Raw genomic sequence first — 13,466 nt, forward strand, 5'->3', positions numbered from 1 at the left:
ACTATAGACAGTGAGGCCATTTGTTGTCATCTGCCGGCAACCAGGCGCGTGGCCAGGGCATCGCTGAGCAGCGCACTGAGGCCATACACCGACAGTTGCGGGTTGGCGCCGATGCTGGTGGGGAACAACGAGCCGTCGTGAATCGACAGGTTGCCCAGTTGGTGATGCCGGCCCAGGCTGTCGCACACCGCCTGGCGCGGGTCCTCGCCCATGGCGCAGCCGCCCATGACGTGGGCACTGCCCAGGCGGGTGCGAAACAGTTCGAGGTTCAGCCCGTCGATCATCTGGCGGGCCTCGGCCAGGGTTTTCACATGGCGGGCATCACTGTGCACCGGCATGACGCTGTCGGCACCTGCCGCGAACTGGATCTGGGCCATGCTCTGGAAAGCCCGGCGTATACCGTCCCAGGCGTAGGGCGAGACCTGGTAGTCGAGCACCGGCGCGCCATCGCCACGCAACTGCACCTCGCCACCGGCACTGTCCGGGTGAAAACCGTCGCGCAGCAGGGCGAGCATCACATGGGTATGCGGCAGTTGCTCCATGCGCAGGGCATTTTCCTTGCCGAAACTGCCCAGCAGGGTGCTGGCCAGCGCCGGGTGCAGGGGCGGTACTTCGAGCTTGTAACCCATCGGCCCGCTGACGCCGTCGCGCCACTGGAAATGGTCGGAGTAGATCGATTGCGGCGCGCCGTAGAAGGGGTTGACCTGATCCTTGAACAAACCGGCACTGAAGTTGACCAGGTGCAGGAAAGTGCGTTTGCCCAGGCGTTCATGAGGGTCCGGAGCGTTGGAGCGCAGCAGCAGTCCGGGGCTGTTGATGCCGCCGCCGGCAAGGATGTAGTGCCGGGCCTTGACCTTGATCTTGCGGCCGGTGGGTTCGACGCAGCGCGAGTCCATGGCTACGCAATGCAGGCCGCTGATCTGCTCGCCGTTGTGTTCCAGGTGCTCGGCGCGGGCCAGGTACAGCAGCTCGCCGCCGTGATCGAGGGTTGCCGGGATGCTGGTGACCAGCATCGACTGCTTGGCGTTGACCGGGCAACCCATGCCGCAATAGCCCAGGTTCCAGCAACCGCGCACGTTGCGCGGGATCACCTTCCAGTTGTAGCCCAGCGCTTCGCAGCCACGGCGCAGCGCCTCGTTGTTGGCATTGGGTGGCATGATCCACGGCTCGATACCCAGGCGCTGTTCCAGGCGCGCGAACCAGGGCGCCAGTTCGGCGCTGCCCAGGCCCTTGACCCCATGTTCCCTGGCCCAGTGCTCCAGGGTCGGTTCGGGGGTTCGAAAGCTCGAAGTCCAGTTGATCAGGGTTGTGCCGCCGACCGCACGGCCCTGCAGGATGGTGATGGCGCCGTCCTTGCTCATGCGTCCGATGCCCTCCTGGTAGAGGCTGGCGTAGGCCTGGTCTTCGAGCATGTGAAAGTCGTTGCTGGTTTTCAGCGGGCCTTCTTCGATCAGCAGCACCTTGAAGCCGGCGGCACTGAGCAGCTCGGCACTGGTGGCGCCGCCAGCACCGCTGCCGATGATGGCGATGTCGGCCGCAAGGTGCAGGTCCTGGTCCAGGCGTGAGGCGTCACGGGTCTTCCAGCCACGGTTGTTGAGGCCGTCGCGGAACAGGTCGGGTACGGGCATCTTCAGCCTCTTGTCGTTATCAGTGAATCAGACCTTGGGTGGCCCGGGGTAGCCGCAATGAGCCCAGGAGTCGGGTAGTTCATACCAGGCCATGTGCAGCAGTTGCAGGAGCGAGGCGTGGCCCATCCGCAGCAGGTTCAGCGAGCTGTCCTGCCAGCGTTGCAAAAAGGCTTCGATCTGCGCGCTGCTGGCGTTGTCCCAACTGCCCCAGATCCCGGTCAACGGCCCGCGGGTGACTGCCATCGCGAGTACGTCGAACAGTTGGCGGGTCAGTTTGAGCATGGCCGGCGACAGCGCCGCGAGTTTGTTGTCCAGCCTGAGCAGCAAGGCGTCGCGGTTGGCGGCCGCCTGGGTGCCGGCCAGCACGACCGGGATCAACGCCTGAAGAATCGGCAGGTCGTTGTCGCGCAAGCAGATGAAGCCATTGGCCGGTGTTTGCGCCGAGCAACCGCTGAGGCTGGCGCTCAGTCCGGTCGTGGCGAGCAGGGCGCTGGCGCCGAGGCTGAACTTGAGCAGCCCGCGCCGGCTCAGCGCGGGGTTTACAGGCAGGCTTGTAGTCATTGTTATCAGGCCCGTAGGTGGTTGTTCAGCGAATGAACAGCTTGTACACCAGCTTGAGCAGCGACTTGCCGTAGGGCGGGTAGATCAGGCGCGCGGCATTCAAGCGCTGCTTGGCGAACACCGCCTTGGCCTTGCTGAAGGTCAGGAAGCCTTCATGGCCGTGATAGTGGCCCATGCCCGACGGGCCGATACCGCCGAACGGCAGATCGTCCTGGGCGACATGCAGCAGGGTGTCGTTGAGGCACACACCGCCAGAGTGGGTGTGTTCAAGCACGTGCTGCTGCTCGCTGCGCTCGTAGCCAAAGTAATAAAGGGCCAGTGGGCGCGGACGTTGATTGATGTAGGTCAGCGCCTGATCGAGGGAGTCGTAGGGCACCAGCGGCAGCAGCGGGCCAAAGATCTCGTCCTGCATCACGCGCATGTCGTCACTGACCTTGAGCAGCAGGTGCGGCGGCAGACGCCGGCCCTGACGCGGCTCTTGCGGATACAGGTCAATGATTTCGGCGCCCTTGCTGCGGGCATCGTCGAGGTAGCTCTGCAGCCGGGCCAGGTGGCGCGGGTTGATGATTGCGCTGTAGTCGGGGTTGTCGGCCAGGGTCGGATAAAAGCGCCGGACCACGCTTTGGTAGGCATTGGCGAAGTCATCCAGGCGCTCGCGCGGTACCAGCACGTAGTCAGGCGCCACGCAGGTCTGGCCGGCATTGAGGGTCTTGCCGAAGGCGATGCGTTCGGCCGCGTCGGCCAGTGGCACGCTGGCAGAGACGATCGCCGGAGACTTGCCGCCCAGTTCCAGGGTCACCGGGGTCAGGTTTTCTGCTGCGGCCAGCATCACCTGGCGGCCGACGCTGGTGGCCCCGGTGAACAGCAGGTGATCGAACGGCAGGCGCGAGAAAGCCTGGGCAACGTCGGCTTCGCCCAGTACCACGCTGACCAGGTCCTCAGGGAAGACCTGGCCGAGCAATTGCTTGAGCAACTGGCCGGTGGCTGGCGTGGCCTCACTGAGCTTGAGCATCACCCGATTGCCCGCAGCCAGAGCGCAGGTCAGCGGACCAATGGCGAGAAACAGCGGGTAGTTCCACGGCACGATGATGCCGACCACGCCCAGCGGTTGGTATTGCACCTGCGCGCTAGCCGGCTGGAAAGCCAGGCCGACCGTGCGTTTCGAGGCTTTCATCCACTGTTTGAGGTGCTTTTCGGCATGGCGCAGGCCTTGAATGCTCGGCATCAGTTCAGCCAGCAGGGTTTCGTCGGCGCTGCGCCCGCTGAAGTCCTTGTTGATGGCGGCGATCAAGCCCTGCTGCTGGGCGAGCAGCGCACTGCGCAAACTCTTGAGCCATTGCAGGCGTTGCGCGACCAGCGGCATCGGGTTACCGGCAAAAGCCTGACGCTGGCGGGCAAACAGGCCATTGAGGTCGTCGAACTCGGTGAGCGGCAAGGGGCGGGTAGCGTCGGCGAGCATGCGAAACTCCACGGCAAGGCAGGGTTTATAGAGCATATACTCTAATATCGGTCCCGTGCGACTGTTTTTCACAGTGCCTGCGGGTACATACCGGTGTGGATACACCGTAAGATGGACCCATTCATTCAAGCTCAACACCTGGAGCTGATCATGGCCCCGCGTATCAAGACCCGCGAGCGCATCGTGCAGAACAGCCTTGAGCTGTTCAACCAGCAAGGCGAGCGCAGTGTCAGCACCAACCACATTGCCGCGCACATGGAGATATCGCCCGGCAACCTGTACTACCACTTCGCCAACAAGCAGGAAATCATCGCCGTGCTCTTCACCCAGTATGAAGAGCTGGTGGAAAGCTTCCTGCGCCCGCCCCATGGCCGCCTGGCCACGGTCGAGGACAAGCGTTTTTACCTCAAGGCCCTGCTGGCGGCGATGTGGAACTACCGCTTTTTGCACCGCGACCTTGAGCACCTGCTCGACAGCGACAAGGAACTGGCCGCCCGCTACCGGCGTTTTTCCCAGCGCTGCCTGCTGCAAGGCCAGGCGATCTACCGCGGCTTTGTCGAGGCCGATATCGTTGAAATGGACGAGGTGCAGATCGAGTCGTTGACCCTCAATGCCTGGATCGTGCTGACCTCATGGGTTCGTTTTCTTTGCACCACTCGCGAAAATTCCGCGCACTTGAGTGAAGAAGCCTTCAAGCGCGGTGTCTATCAGGTATTGGTGCTGGAGCTTGGCTTCGTCACCGCCAAGGCCCGCCCTGCGGTGGATGCCTTGTGCCAGGAGTTCTACGTTTCGCTTAACCAGGCACTGGAGCAATAAGGCCCGGGCCTTAACCGTTCAATCGTTCAGGAGACTGTCATGCCCCTCGCGCAACTGATCACCGCCCAGCAATTGGCCGAACGCCTGGAGGCGCCCAAGCAGGTGATTCTCGATTGCCGCTTTGCCCTGGAGGACGTCGATTATGGTCAGCGCAGCTACGCCGAGGGGCATATCGCCGGTGCGCATTTTGCCGACCTGGAGCGCGATCTGAGTGGGCCGATCATCAAGGGCGTGACCGGGCGGCATCCGTTGCCGGCTGCGGAGCATCTGATCGAGCGGTTGCGCGCCTGGGGCATCGACAACGACAGTGAGATCGTACTGTACGACGATGGCCCGGGCGCCTTCGCCGCCCGAGCCTGGTGGCTGCTGGCCTGGCTGGGCAAGCGCAGCGACGTTGCGATCCTCGATGGCGGCCTCAAGGCCTGGCACGCGGCCGGGCTGCCGCTGAGCCTCGACCCGCCTGGTAAACGCGAAGGCAGTTTCAGTGGTGAGCCGGATGACAGTCTGGTGCTGGATGCCACCCAGTTGGGCGAGCGCCTGGGCGAACCCGAGCTGACCTTGATCGACGCCCGTGGCCTGCCGCGTTTTCGCGGCGAGGTCGAGCCGATCGACCCGGTGGCCGGGCATATCCCCGGTGCGCAATGTGCTGCCTTTACCGACAATCTGGGCGCCGATGGGCGGTTTTTGCCAGCCGAGCAGCTCAAGCAGCGCTTTGCCCAGAAGCTGGCCCAGCGTTCGCCAGAGCACCTGGTAGCGTATTGCGGTTCCGGTGTGACGGCCTGTCATAACCTGTTTGCCCTGGCACTGGCGGGTTATCCCTTGGGCAAGCTGTATGCGGGGTCGTGGAGTGAGTGGATTACCGACCCCACGCGCAAGGTGGCCACGGGCGACTGAGAAGCATCGCGGGGCAAGCCCGCTCCCACAAGGACCCATCTTCTGTGGGAGCGGGCTTGCCCCGCGATGAGGCCCTAGAAGTCAGCCAGCCACTGCGGAATTCGCCGCTCCAGGTAATACCCCGGATTGCGCACACTGCCATCGACAAACCCCACATGCCCGCCCCTCGCGTGCAGCTCGAAGGTGGTCTGCGCCGCCAGCTCATTGGCGGCCGGTAGGCTGTGAGCAAACACGAACGGGTCGTCGCTGGAGTGGATGATCAGCGTCGGTGTGCGGTTCTCGCCGAGAAAATAACGGCTCGATGCCCGCCGGTAGTAATCCTTGGCATCGGCAAAGCCATTGAGTGGCGCGGTGACCCGGCCATCGAAATCCCAGAACGTGCGCAGGTTCTCCAGTGGCCCCAGGCGCTCCAGCGCGGCCAGGCCTTCATCATGGCCGTGGTGCTGGAAATGGCGCTGCTTGTCTTTCACATAGGCGAGCATGGCGCGCATGAAATGCGCCTGGTACACCCGGGAAAACCCAAGGCCGATGCGGTCGGCGCAATGGTCCAGGCGAAACGGCACCGAGACCGCCACGGCCGCCTGCAACTGGCTGGCCGAGCCCGATTCGCCCAGATGCTTGAGCAGCACATTGCCGCCCAGCGAGTAACCCACAGCGTACAACGGTGCTTGCGGGCGCTGTGCGCGCAGGTGGTCGATGGTTTCGGCCAGGTCTTCGCTGGCGCCGGAATGGTAGCTGCGTGGCAGCAGGTTGGGCTCGCCCGAGCAGCCGCGCCAGTTCAGCGCCACGCTGCTCCAGCCGCAGTTGGCCAGGGCCTGTTGCAAGCCGACGACGTAGGGTGAGCTGGAGGAGCCGGTGAGCCCGTGCAGCACCAGCACAACCGGCGTTGTCGCTTCATGGGGACCGTGCCAGTCGAGGTCGAGAAAATCGCCATCGGCCAGCCACAGGCGCTCGCGCTGACGGCTCAAGGCCGCTGACCTGCGCCACAAAGGCCCCCACAGCGTCTGCATATGCGGGTTGCCCAGCCCCAGGGCGGGTTTGAAGGGGCTGGACGGGGCAGAGGACATCGCAGGTATCTCGGTAAAAAAGCGCAACAGTTGCTTTGAAGTGTAATGCCCGTTGCGCTTTTTTGCTGCGTGTCAGCCGCGCTGCCAGAGGGCGTAGTACACCTGGCCGGCCTTTTTCTCCCGGTGCAGGCGCCAGTTGCCGGGCAACTGCAGGGTCGAGGGTGGGGTTTCGCTTTCGGTGTAGATCCAGGCGTTTTCGGCCAGCCACCGGCGCTCTTCGAGGAGTGCGCAGGTGCTGGTCAGCAGATCCTGGTTGAACGGCGGATCGAGGAACACCAGGTCGAAGGCCAGCTTCGGCTCGCCTTGCAGGTAGCGCTGGGCGTCGGTCTGGATCACCTGGCCGCGGGGGCAGCGCAGGGTTTCCAGGTTCTGCCGCAGGCTGGCGATGGCTGCCGGGTTGCTGTCCAGGGCCACCGAGTCACCGGCGCCTCGGGACAGCGCTTCGAGGTACAGCGCACCGCTGCCGGTGTAGGCGTCGAGCACCTTGGCCCCGGCGATGTGCGGCGCAAGCCAGTTGAACAGGGTCTCCCGGACCCGGTCCGGGGTCGGGCGCAGGCCCGGTGCGTCAGGGAAACTCAGGCGACGGCTGCGCCATTCGCCGGCGATGATGCGCAGGTGGCCCTGGCCGTGGTGCGGCTTGGCCGGTTTTGCGGATGGACTGGCCATTAATGCTCCGGTACGCCAAGCGGCTGCTCGGCGGGTTTGTCAGTGGGCGGCGGCAGTGGCTTTTGCGGCACGCTGGGCCCGGCGGTGACGATGACCATCTTGTCAGCGGCCAGGTGTTTGTTCAGCGCGGCCTTGACCTGTTCAGTGGTCAGCGCCTGGGACTGCTGCATGTAGTCTTCCAGCCAGGTCAGTGGCAGGTTGTAGAAGCCGATGGCGCCCAACTGGCCGACGATGCTGGCGTTACTGGCGTTGGACAGCGGGAAGCTGCCGGCCAGTTCACGCTTGGCGTCGTCCAGTTCCTGCTGGGTCGGGCCGCTCTTGAGGTAGTCGGCGAGGATGTCCTGGACCAGCTTGAGGGTGCCCTCGCTGAGCTCGGCACGGGTCTGCAGGTTGATCATGAACGGGCCACGCACCTGCATCGGGCTGAACACCGAGTACACGCCGTAGGTCAGGCCGCGTTTCTCGCGCACTTCGCTCATCAGGCGGGTTCCGAAGGTACCACCGCCAAGGATCTGGTTGCCCAGCGACAGCGCGGCGTAGTCCGGATCATTACGGTCGATGCCCAGTTGCGCGAGCATCAGGTGGGTCTGCTTGGAGGCAAAATCGATGTGGGTGGCACCGGCCTTGGGTTCGCTTGGCTGTGCCACCTTGGCCAGGGCCGGGCCTTTGGGCAGGGCCGCGGAGACTTGCGCGGCAATGGCTTGGGCATCGCTGCGGCTCAAGTCACCGACCAGGGCGATCACCGTGTTGCCGGCGGCATAGGCCTTGGCGTGGAAGGCGCGCAGTTGCTCCAGGGTGATCGGCGGGATGCTTTTGGCGGTGCCGTCACTCGGGTGGGCATAGGGGTGGGTGCCGTACAGGCGCTCGAACAGCTCGATGCCGGCCAGTTTGCCCGGGTTCTGCTTCTGGTACTCGAAGCCGGCCTGCATCTGGTTCTTGATACGCGCCAGGGCGTCTTGCGGGAAGGTTGGTTTGCCGACCACTTCGGCGAACAGCTTGAGCGCCGGCTCACGCTTGTCGGCGGCGCTCAGGCTGCGCAGCGAGGCCACGGCCATGTCGCGGTAGGCGCCGTTGCCAAAATCGGCGCCCAGGCCTTCGAAACCTTCGGCGATGGCGGTGACATCCTTGCCGGCCACGCCTTCGTTGAGCATGGCGTTGGTCAGGGTTGCCAGGCCCAGGGCATCACCGTCCTGGCTGCTACCGGCGGCGAAGGTCAGGCGCAGGTCGAACATTGGCAGCTCGCGTGCCTCGACAAACAGCACGCGTGCGCCTTCGGCGGTGTTCCAGGTCTGGATGTTCAATTGCCGGCGGCTTGGTGCCTTGCCGTCCAGTTCTGCCAGCGATTGCAAGGTGTTGGCCGGTTTGGCGGCAGTGCTGGTGGCCGGTTGCGCGGCGTTATCGGACTGCGCAGGCTTGGCCAGGAAGAATGCCAGCAGGCCGATCAGCAACAGCAGGCCCAGGCCGATCAGGGTGTAGCGGGGTGCGCTGCGTTCACTCATGAGCGTTCTCCTCGGGCAGTACGTGGGCAACGCTCAGGCGTTCATGGGTGAAGTAGGTGCGGGCGGCGTTCTGGATGTCCGCCGGAGTGACGCTTTTCAGCTCGTCCAGCTCGCTGTCGATCAGCTTCCACGACAGGCCGACGGTTTCCAGCTGGCCGATGGCGGTGGCCTGGCTGCTGATGGAGTCGCGGTCGTAGACCAGCCCGGCGATGACCTGGGCGCGCACGCGCTCAAGCTCTTCAGCCGAAGGCGGGGTGGTCTTGAGCTCTTCGAGCAGCTTCCAGATACCGCCTTCGACATCGGCCAGGGTCTTGTGTTTCTGCAGGTTCGGCGTGGCCGAGACCAGGAACAGGCTATCGCCGCGGGTGAACGGGTTGTAGCTGGACGAAGCGCCGGAGACCAGCTCCTGGCCGCGTTCCAGGCGGCTTGGCAGGCGCGCGCTGTAGCCGCCGTCGAGCAGAGCCGAGATCAGCCGCAGGGCGTGTACGCTGCGTGGGTCCTTGGCGGTGGCCAGGCCCGGGACGTTGAAGCCGTAGATCAGGCTCGGCAGCTGGGTTTGCACGTGCAGGTTGGTTTCCCGCAGGCCCGGCTCGGCCAGTTCCAGCGGCAGCTTGGCCGGTGGCACCGCGCGTTTCGGGATGGCGCCGAAGAAACGCTGGGCCAGGCCCTTGACCTCATCGACGGTGACATCGCCGACCACCACCAGGGTGGCGTTGTTCGGCACGTACCAGGATTCGTACCAGTGACGCAGCTCCTCGACCTTCATGCGGTCAAGGTCGGCCATCCAGCCGATGGTCGGGGTACGGTAGCTGCTGGCCGGGAAGGCCATGGCGCTGAACAGCTCGAAGGCCTTGGCGTTGGGTTGATCGTCGGTGCGCAGGCGGCGTTCTTCCTTGATCACCTCGATTTCGCGGCTGAACTCGTCGGCCGGCAGGCGCAGGCTGGCCATGCGGTCGGCTTCAAGCTCCAGCGCCACCGGCAGGCGGTCGCGGGCCAGCACCTGGTAATAGGCGGTGTAATCGTCGCTGGTGAAGGCGTTCTCTTCGGCGCCCAGGTCACGCAGGATGCGCGAGGCTTCGCCGGGGCCAAGCTTTTCGCTGCCCTTGAACATCATGTGTTCCAGGGCATGGGAAAGGCCGGTCTGGCCGGGGGACTCGTAGGTCGAACCGACCTTGTACCAGATCTGCGAGACCACCACCGGCGCCCGGTGATCCTCGCGTACGACCACTTTCAGGCCGTTGTCGAGAATGAACTCGTGGGTGGGTTGCGTATCGGCGGCAAAGGCCGCGAACGGCAGACAAACTGTGCTGAGCAACAGGCCAGCGGCGCGGCGGGCTAGAGCATTCATACGTTGTTTAACCTGTAGGACTGCCCGCGTGGTCTTAGCGTCGGCGGGCTTGGAGGTGCTAGGATACTGATCCGGTTGCCTGAGGACCATGCCTGTCATGGATCCAGCCCGAAGGCTTGATGTCAAAATACTGCGCAAGAACGAGCCGGACTAAAAGTAGACTGTTCTGCGTTAAAAGAATTTACGAAGCGCCGCAGTGGCGCATCGCTACCCTGAGATAGCCGTCTTCCATGTTTGGTTCCAACGACGACAAAAAGACGCCGGCTGCGGCTGGTGAAAAGAAAGGCCTGTTCGGCTGGCTGCGCAAAAAGCCCCAGCAACCTGTAGCCGAACAGCCACAAGCCCCTGCTCCGGTTGAAACGCAGCAACCTGCCGGGCTGCCTGCCGAGGCTCCTGCTACCGTCGCTGCGGTTGAGGTTGTGCCTGCCGCGGTTGCCGCGCCAGAGCCCGTTGCCGCTGCGCCAGTTGCCGCGCCAGTCGAGGTCCAGTCCGAACCGTCCGTCGGCCTGGTGCTGCCTGTGCCTGAAGAGCCGGTAGCCCTGGTTGCCGACCTTGAGCCGCATACGCCGCCGCCGATCCCGCCGCGTCAGGAGCCTGTGCCGGTCAACGAGCCTGAGCCTGTACAGATTGCGCCTGAACCAGAGCCGCTTGCCGAACCAGAGCCTGCTCCCGAGCAAGCGCCCGTTATAGTTCCCGAGCCTGTGGTCGTGCCTGAGCCCGCACCTGTACTTGCAGCGGTTGAAGCACCTGCCCCGGTTATCGAGCCAGTTGCGGCCGAACCTGCCGAGCCGGTGCGTAGCGAAGAGAGCAAGGCTGGTTTCTTCGCCCGCCTCAAACAGGGCCTGAGCAAGACTAGCGCCAGCATCGGCGAGGGCATGGCCAGCCTGTTCCTGGGCAAGAAGGCCATCGATGACGACCTGCTCGATGAAATTGAAACCCGCCTGCTGACCGCTGACGTTGGCGTTGAAGCCACTTCGGTGATCGTCCAGAGCCTGACCCAGAAGGTCGCGCGCAAGCAACTGGCCGACAGCGACGCCCTGTACCAGTCGCTGCAAGGCGAGCTGGCCGACCTGCTCAAGCCGGTCGAGCAGCCGCTGCGCATCCACAACCAAGGCAAGCCGTTCGTGATCCTTGTGGTCGGCGTCAACGGCGCCGGCAAGACCACCACCATCGGCAAGCTGGCAAAAAAACTGCAGCTTGAAGGCAAGAAGGTCATGCTCGCCGCTGGCGACACCTTCCGTGCGGCGGCGGTCGAGCAACTGCAAGTGTGGGGCGAGCGCAACCAGATCCCGGTCATCGCCCAGCACACCGGTGCCGATTCGGCCTCGGTGATCTTCGACGCCGTGCAGGCCGCCAAGGCCCGTAATGTCGACGTGCTGATCGCCGACACCGCGGGTCGCCTGCACACTAAAGACAACCTGATGGAAGAGCTGAAGAAAGTCCGTCGGGTGATCGGCAAGCTCGATGCCGACGCACCTCATGAGGTGTTGCTGGTGCTCGATGCCGGTACCGGCCAGAACGCCATCAACCAGGCCAAGCATTTCAACCAGAGCGTCGAACTGACCGGCCTGGCCCTGACCAAGCTCGATGGCACCGCCAAGGGCGGGGTGATCTTTGCCCTGGCCAAGCAGTTCGGCCTGCCGATCCGCTATATTGGCGTGGGTGAAGGCATTGACGATCTGCGTACCTTCGAAGCCGAACCCTTCGTGAAAGCACTGTTTGCCGAGCGGGAGCACCCATGATTCGATTCGAACAGGTCGCCAAGCGCTACCCCAATGGCCACGTTGGCCTGCATGAGTTGAGTTTTCGGGTGCGTCGGGGCGAATTCCTGTTCGTGACCGGCCATTCCGGCGCCGGTAAAAGTACCTTGCTGCGCCTGCTGCTGGCCATGGAACGTCCTACCAGCGGCAAGTTGCTGTTGGCCGGGCAGGATTTGGGACAGATCAGCAACGCGCAGATTCCGTTCCTGCGTCGGCAGATCGGTGTGGTGTTCCAGAACCACCAGTTGCTGTTCGATCGCACGGTTTTCAACAACGTTGCCCTGCCGCTGCAGATCCTCGGCCTGTCCAAGGTCGAAGTGGCCAAGCGGGTCGACTCGGCGCTTGAGCGCGTGGCCCTGTCGGACAAGGCCGAGCTGTACCCCGGCGACCTGTCCACCGGCCAGCAACAGCGCGTCGGCATTGCCCGCGCCATCGTCCACCGTCCGGCCTTGCTGCTGGCGGACGAACCTACCGGTAACCTCGACCCGCGCCTGGCTGCGGAGATCATGGGTGTTTTCGAAGATATCAACCGCTTGGGCACCAGCGTGCTGATCGCCAGTCACGACCTGGCACTGATCGCGCGCATGCGCCATCGCATGCTGACCCTGCAGCGCGGCCGCTTGATCGGCGATGGGGAGGCCGGGCAATGAGTGCGACACGCAGTCCCAAGGTTTCCGAGCGGGTAGCGCCCAAAGCCGCTGACCCTGGACCTGAGAAGAAAAAACGCGGTGGTCACGATGATGACGGCCCGGATTTCCGTACCCTGTTGCACGCCTGGCTGGAAAGCCACCGCTCGAGCCTGGTCGATAGCCTGCGGCGCCTGGGCAAGCAGCCGATCGGCAGCTTCTTTACCTGCCTGGTGATGGCCGTGGCCTTGAGCCTGCCGATGGGCTTGTCGCTGTTGCTGAGCAACGTCGAGCGCCTGGGTGGCTCGTGGCAGCGCGCGGCGCAGATTTCGCTGTACTTGAAGCTCGATGCCAGCAGCCATGAAGGCGAGGCCTTGCGCGATCAGATCAAAGGCCTGCCGGGCGTTGCCGAGGCCGAGTATGTCAGCCGCGAGCAGGCCCTCAACGAGTTCCAGCAGCAGTCGGGCCTGGGTGAAGCCTTGCGCGAACTGCCGGAGAACCCGCTGCCTGGCGTGATTGTGGTGACCCCGGCAGAAGTCGACAAACCGGCGTTGGAAGCCTTGCGCCAGCGCCTGGCCGAACTGCCCAGGGTTGAAGCTGCTCAACTGGACCTGGTGTGGGTCGAGCGCCTGGCGGCGATCCTCAAACTGGGTGACCGGTTTGTGTTTGGTTTGACCGTTTTGCTGGTGTCTGCACTGCTTTTGGTAATTGGTAACACAATTCGCCTGCACATCGAGAACCGGCGTACCGAAATCGAGGTGATCAAGCTGGTTGGTGGCACCGACAGCTATGTACGCCGGCCTTTCCTGTACATGGGGGCCTTGTATGGCCTGGGTGCGGGGGTGTTGGCCTGGGGGGTACTGGCGTTTGGCCTGAACTGGCTGAATGACGCGGTAATCGGGCTTTCCGGGCTGTATGGCAGTGATTTTGCCCTGGCCGGGGTTCCGTCAGCTGATGGTCTGTCCCTCTTGCTTGGAGCGGTATTGTTAGGGTATATCGGTGCTTGGATTGCGGTCGCCCGCCACTTGAGCGAGCTTGCACCGCGATAGTGTCTTTTTGCTGGTATTGACTCTTTTCATTTTTAGGGAACTTGTTTCGCGGTTCCCGGTCAATGTTGGCAGTGCCTATGGCACGAGTTTAGT

12 protein-coding genes are annotated in these 13,466 nt (G+C 63.8%); 5 read left to right on the plus strand and 7 right to left on the minus strand.

Translation table 11 applies throughout. From position 1 onward, the window contains the following. Nucleotides 1-26: 26 nt before the first annotated feature. Genes EXN22_RS02755 through EXN22_RS02765 form a run of 3 tightly spaced genes read right to left on the minus strand, consistent with a single transcriptional unit; the run spans nucleotide 27 to nucleotide 3,648 of the window. Nucleotides 27-1,628 carry a GMC family oxidoreductase gene (locus tag EXN22_RS02755; RefSeq protein WP_130262410.1) on the minus strand — a complete coding sequence of 534 codons (1,602 nt, stop codon included), beginning with the start codon at nucleotides 1,626-1,628 and terminating at the stop codon, nucleotides 27-29. A gap of 27 nt (nucleotides 1,629-1,655) precedes the next feature. Then, entirely contained in the window at nucleotides 1,656-2,189 is a 534-nt protein-coding gene (locus EXN22_RS02760; RefSeq protein WP_130262412.1) for a twin-arginine translocation pathway signal protein, read from the minus strand. Nucleotides 2,190-2,214: 25 nt separating this feature from the next. After that, nucleotides 2,215-3,648 (minus strand): coniferyl aldehyde dehydrogenase, encoded by a 1,434-nt coding sequence (locus tag EXN22_RS02765; protein ID WP_130262414.1) that lies wholly within the window; start codon nucleotides 3,646-3,648, stop codon nucleotides 2,215-2,217. Between the two features lie 150 nt (nucleotides 3,649-3,798). Here EXN22_RS02765 and EXN22_RS02770 point away from each other — a divergent pair, with 150 nt between their 5' ends. Next, nucleotides 3,799-4,464, plus strand: a complete 666-nt coding sequence (locus EXN22_RS02770) for a TetR/AcrR family transcriptional regulator (RefSeq protein ID WP_130266746.1) — start codon at nucleotides 3,799-3,801, stop codon at nucleotides 4,462-4,464. Nucleotides 4,465-4,503: 39 nt separating this feature from the next. Further along, nucleotides 4,504-5,358 carry a sulfurtransferase gene (locus EXN22_RS02775; RefSeq protein ID WP_130262416.1) on the plus strand — a complete coding sequence of 285 codons (855 nt, stop codon included), beginning with the start codon at nucleotides 4,504-4,506 and terminating at the stop codon, nucleotides 5,356-5,358. 74 nt (nucleotides 5,359-5,432) lie between these two features. Here EXN22_RS02775 and EXN22_RS02780 read toward each other — a convergent pair whose 3' ends face one another. From EXN22_RS02780 to EXN22_RS02795, 4 genes are all read right to left on the minus strand, one after another. Continuing rightward, complete coding sequence (locus tag EXN22_RS02780) at nucleotides 5,433-6,425, minus strand: hydrolase (RefSeq protein WP_130262418.1); 993 nt, start codon at nucleotides 6,423-6,425, stop codon at nucleotides 5,433-5,435. A 72-nt stretch (nucleotides 6,426-6,497) separates the two neighbouring features. Next, nucleotides 6,498-7,091 carry a 16S rRNA (guanine(966)-N(2))-methyltransferase RsmD gene (gene rsmD / locus EXN22_RS02785; protein WP_130262420.1) on the minus strand — a complete coding sequence of 198 codons (594 nt, stop codon included), beginning with the start codon at nucleotides 7,089-7,091 and terminating at the stop codon, nucleotides 6,498-6,500. Then, nucleotides 7,091-8,590, minus strand: coding sequence for a M16 family metallopeptidase (locus EXN22_RS02790; protein ID WP_130262422.1), 1,500 nt, complete (start codon nucleotides 8,588-8,590; stop codon nucleotides 7,091-7,093). The genes rsmD and EXN22_RS02790 overlap by 1 nt, the downstream gene beginning before the upstream one ends. Next, nucleotides 8,583-9,938, minus strand: a complete 1,356-nt coding sequence (locus EXN22_RS02795) for a M16 family metallopeptidase (protein ID WP_130262424.1) — start codon at nucleotides 9,936-9,938, stop codon at nucleotides 8,583-8,585. Before EXN22_RS02795 ends, EXN22_RS02790 begins: the two co-directional genes overlap by 8 nt. A gap of 230 nt (nucleotides 9,939-10,168) precedes the next feature. On the opposite strand from EXN22_RS02795, the gene ftsY reads away from it, so the two are divergent. Genes ftsY through ftsX form a run of 3 tightly spaced genes read left to right on the plus strand, consistent with a single transcriptional unit; the run spans nucleotide 10,169 to nucleotide 13,373 of the window. Continuing rightward, nucleotides 10,169-11,680: a signal recognition particle-docking protein FtsY gene (gene ftsY, locus EXN22_RS02800; RefSeq protein ID WP_130262426.1), complete on the plus strand. Its 1,512-nt coding sequence runs from the start codon at nucleotides 10,169-10,171 to the stop codon at nucleotides 11,678-11,680. Next, a complete protein-coding gene (gene ftsE / locus EXN22_RS02805; protein ID WP_065757980.1) occupies nucleotides 11,677-12,348 on the plus strand; it encodes a cell division ATP-binding protein FtsE in 672 nt (223 codons plus the stop codon). Before ftsY ends, ftsE begins: the two co-directional genes overlap by 4 nt. Further along, nucleotides 12,345-13,373 (plus strand): permease-like cell division protein FtsX, encoded by a 1,029-nt coding sequence (gene ftsX / locus EXN22_RS02810; RefSeq protein ID WP_130262428.1) that lies wholly within the window; start codon nucleotides 12,345-12,347, stop codon nucleotides 13,371-13,373. The genes ftsE and ftsX overlap by 4 nt, the downstream gene beginning before the upstream one ends. Nucleotides 13,374-13,466: the final 93 nt, after the last annotated feature.

This window comes from Pseudomonas tructae (assembly GCF_004214895.1).
Taxonomy (GTDB): domain Bacteria; phylum Pseudomonadota; class Gammaproteobacteria; order Pseudomonadales; family Pseudomonadaceae; genus Aquipseudomonas; species Aquipseudomonas tructae.

What these genes read in the sequence shown, in the direction of transcription:
- EXN22_RS02755 (WP_130262410.1), bottom strand. Translation starts at nt 1,628, where the DNA reads ATGCCCGTACCCGACCTGTTCCGCGACGGCCTCAACAACCGTGGCTGG.
- EXN22_RS02760 (WP_130262412.1), bottom strand. Translation starts at nt 2,189, where the DNA reads ATGACTACAAGCCTGCCTGTAAACCCCGCGCTGAGCCGGCGCGGGCTG.
- EXN22_RS02765 (WP_130262414.1), bottom strand. Translation starts at nt 3,648, where the DNA reads ATGCTCGCCGACGCTACCCGCCCCTTGCCGCTCACCGAGTTCGACGAC.
- EXN22_RS02770 (WP_130266746.1), top strand. Translation starts at nt 3,799, where the DNA reads ATGGCCCCGCGTATCAAGACCCGCGAGCGCATCGTGCAGAACAGCCTT.
- EXN22_RS02775 (WP_130262416.1), top strand. Translation starts at nt 4,504, where the DNA reads ATGCCCCTCGCGCAACTGATCACCGCCCAGCAATTGGCCGAACGCCTG.
- EXN22_RS02780 (WP_130262418.1), bottom strand. Translation starts at nt 6,425, where the DNA reads ATGTCCTCTGCCCCGTCCAGCCCCTTCAAACCCGCCCTGGGGCTGGGC.
- rsmD (WP_130262420.1), bottom strand. Translation starts at nt 7,091, where the DNA reads ATGGCCAGTCCATCCGCAAAACCGGCCAAGCCGCACCACGGCCAGGGC.
- EXN22_RS02790 (WP_130262422.1), bottom strand. Translation starts at nt 8,590, where the DNA reads ATGAGTGAACGCAGCGCACCCCGCTACACCCTGATCGGCCTGGGCCTG.
- EXN22_RS02795 (WP_130262424.1), bottom strand. Translation starts at nt 9,938, where the DNA reads ATGAATGCTCTAGCCCGCCGCGCCGCTGGCCTGTTGCTCAGCACAGTT.
- ftsY (WP_130262426.1), top strand. Translation starts at nt 10,169, where the DNA reads ATGTTTGGTTCCAACGACGACAAAAAGACGCCGGCTGCGGCTGGTGAA.
- ftsE (WP_065757980.1), top strand. Translation starts at nt 11,677, where the DNA reads ATGATTCGATTCGAACAGGTCGCCAAGCGCTACCCCAATGGCCACGTT.
- ftsX (WP_130262428.1), top strand. Translation starts at nt 12,345, where the DNA reads ATGAGTGCGACACGCAGTCCCAAGGTTTCCGAGCGGGTAGCGCCCAAA.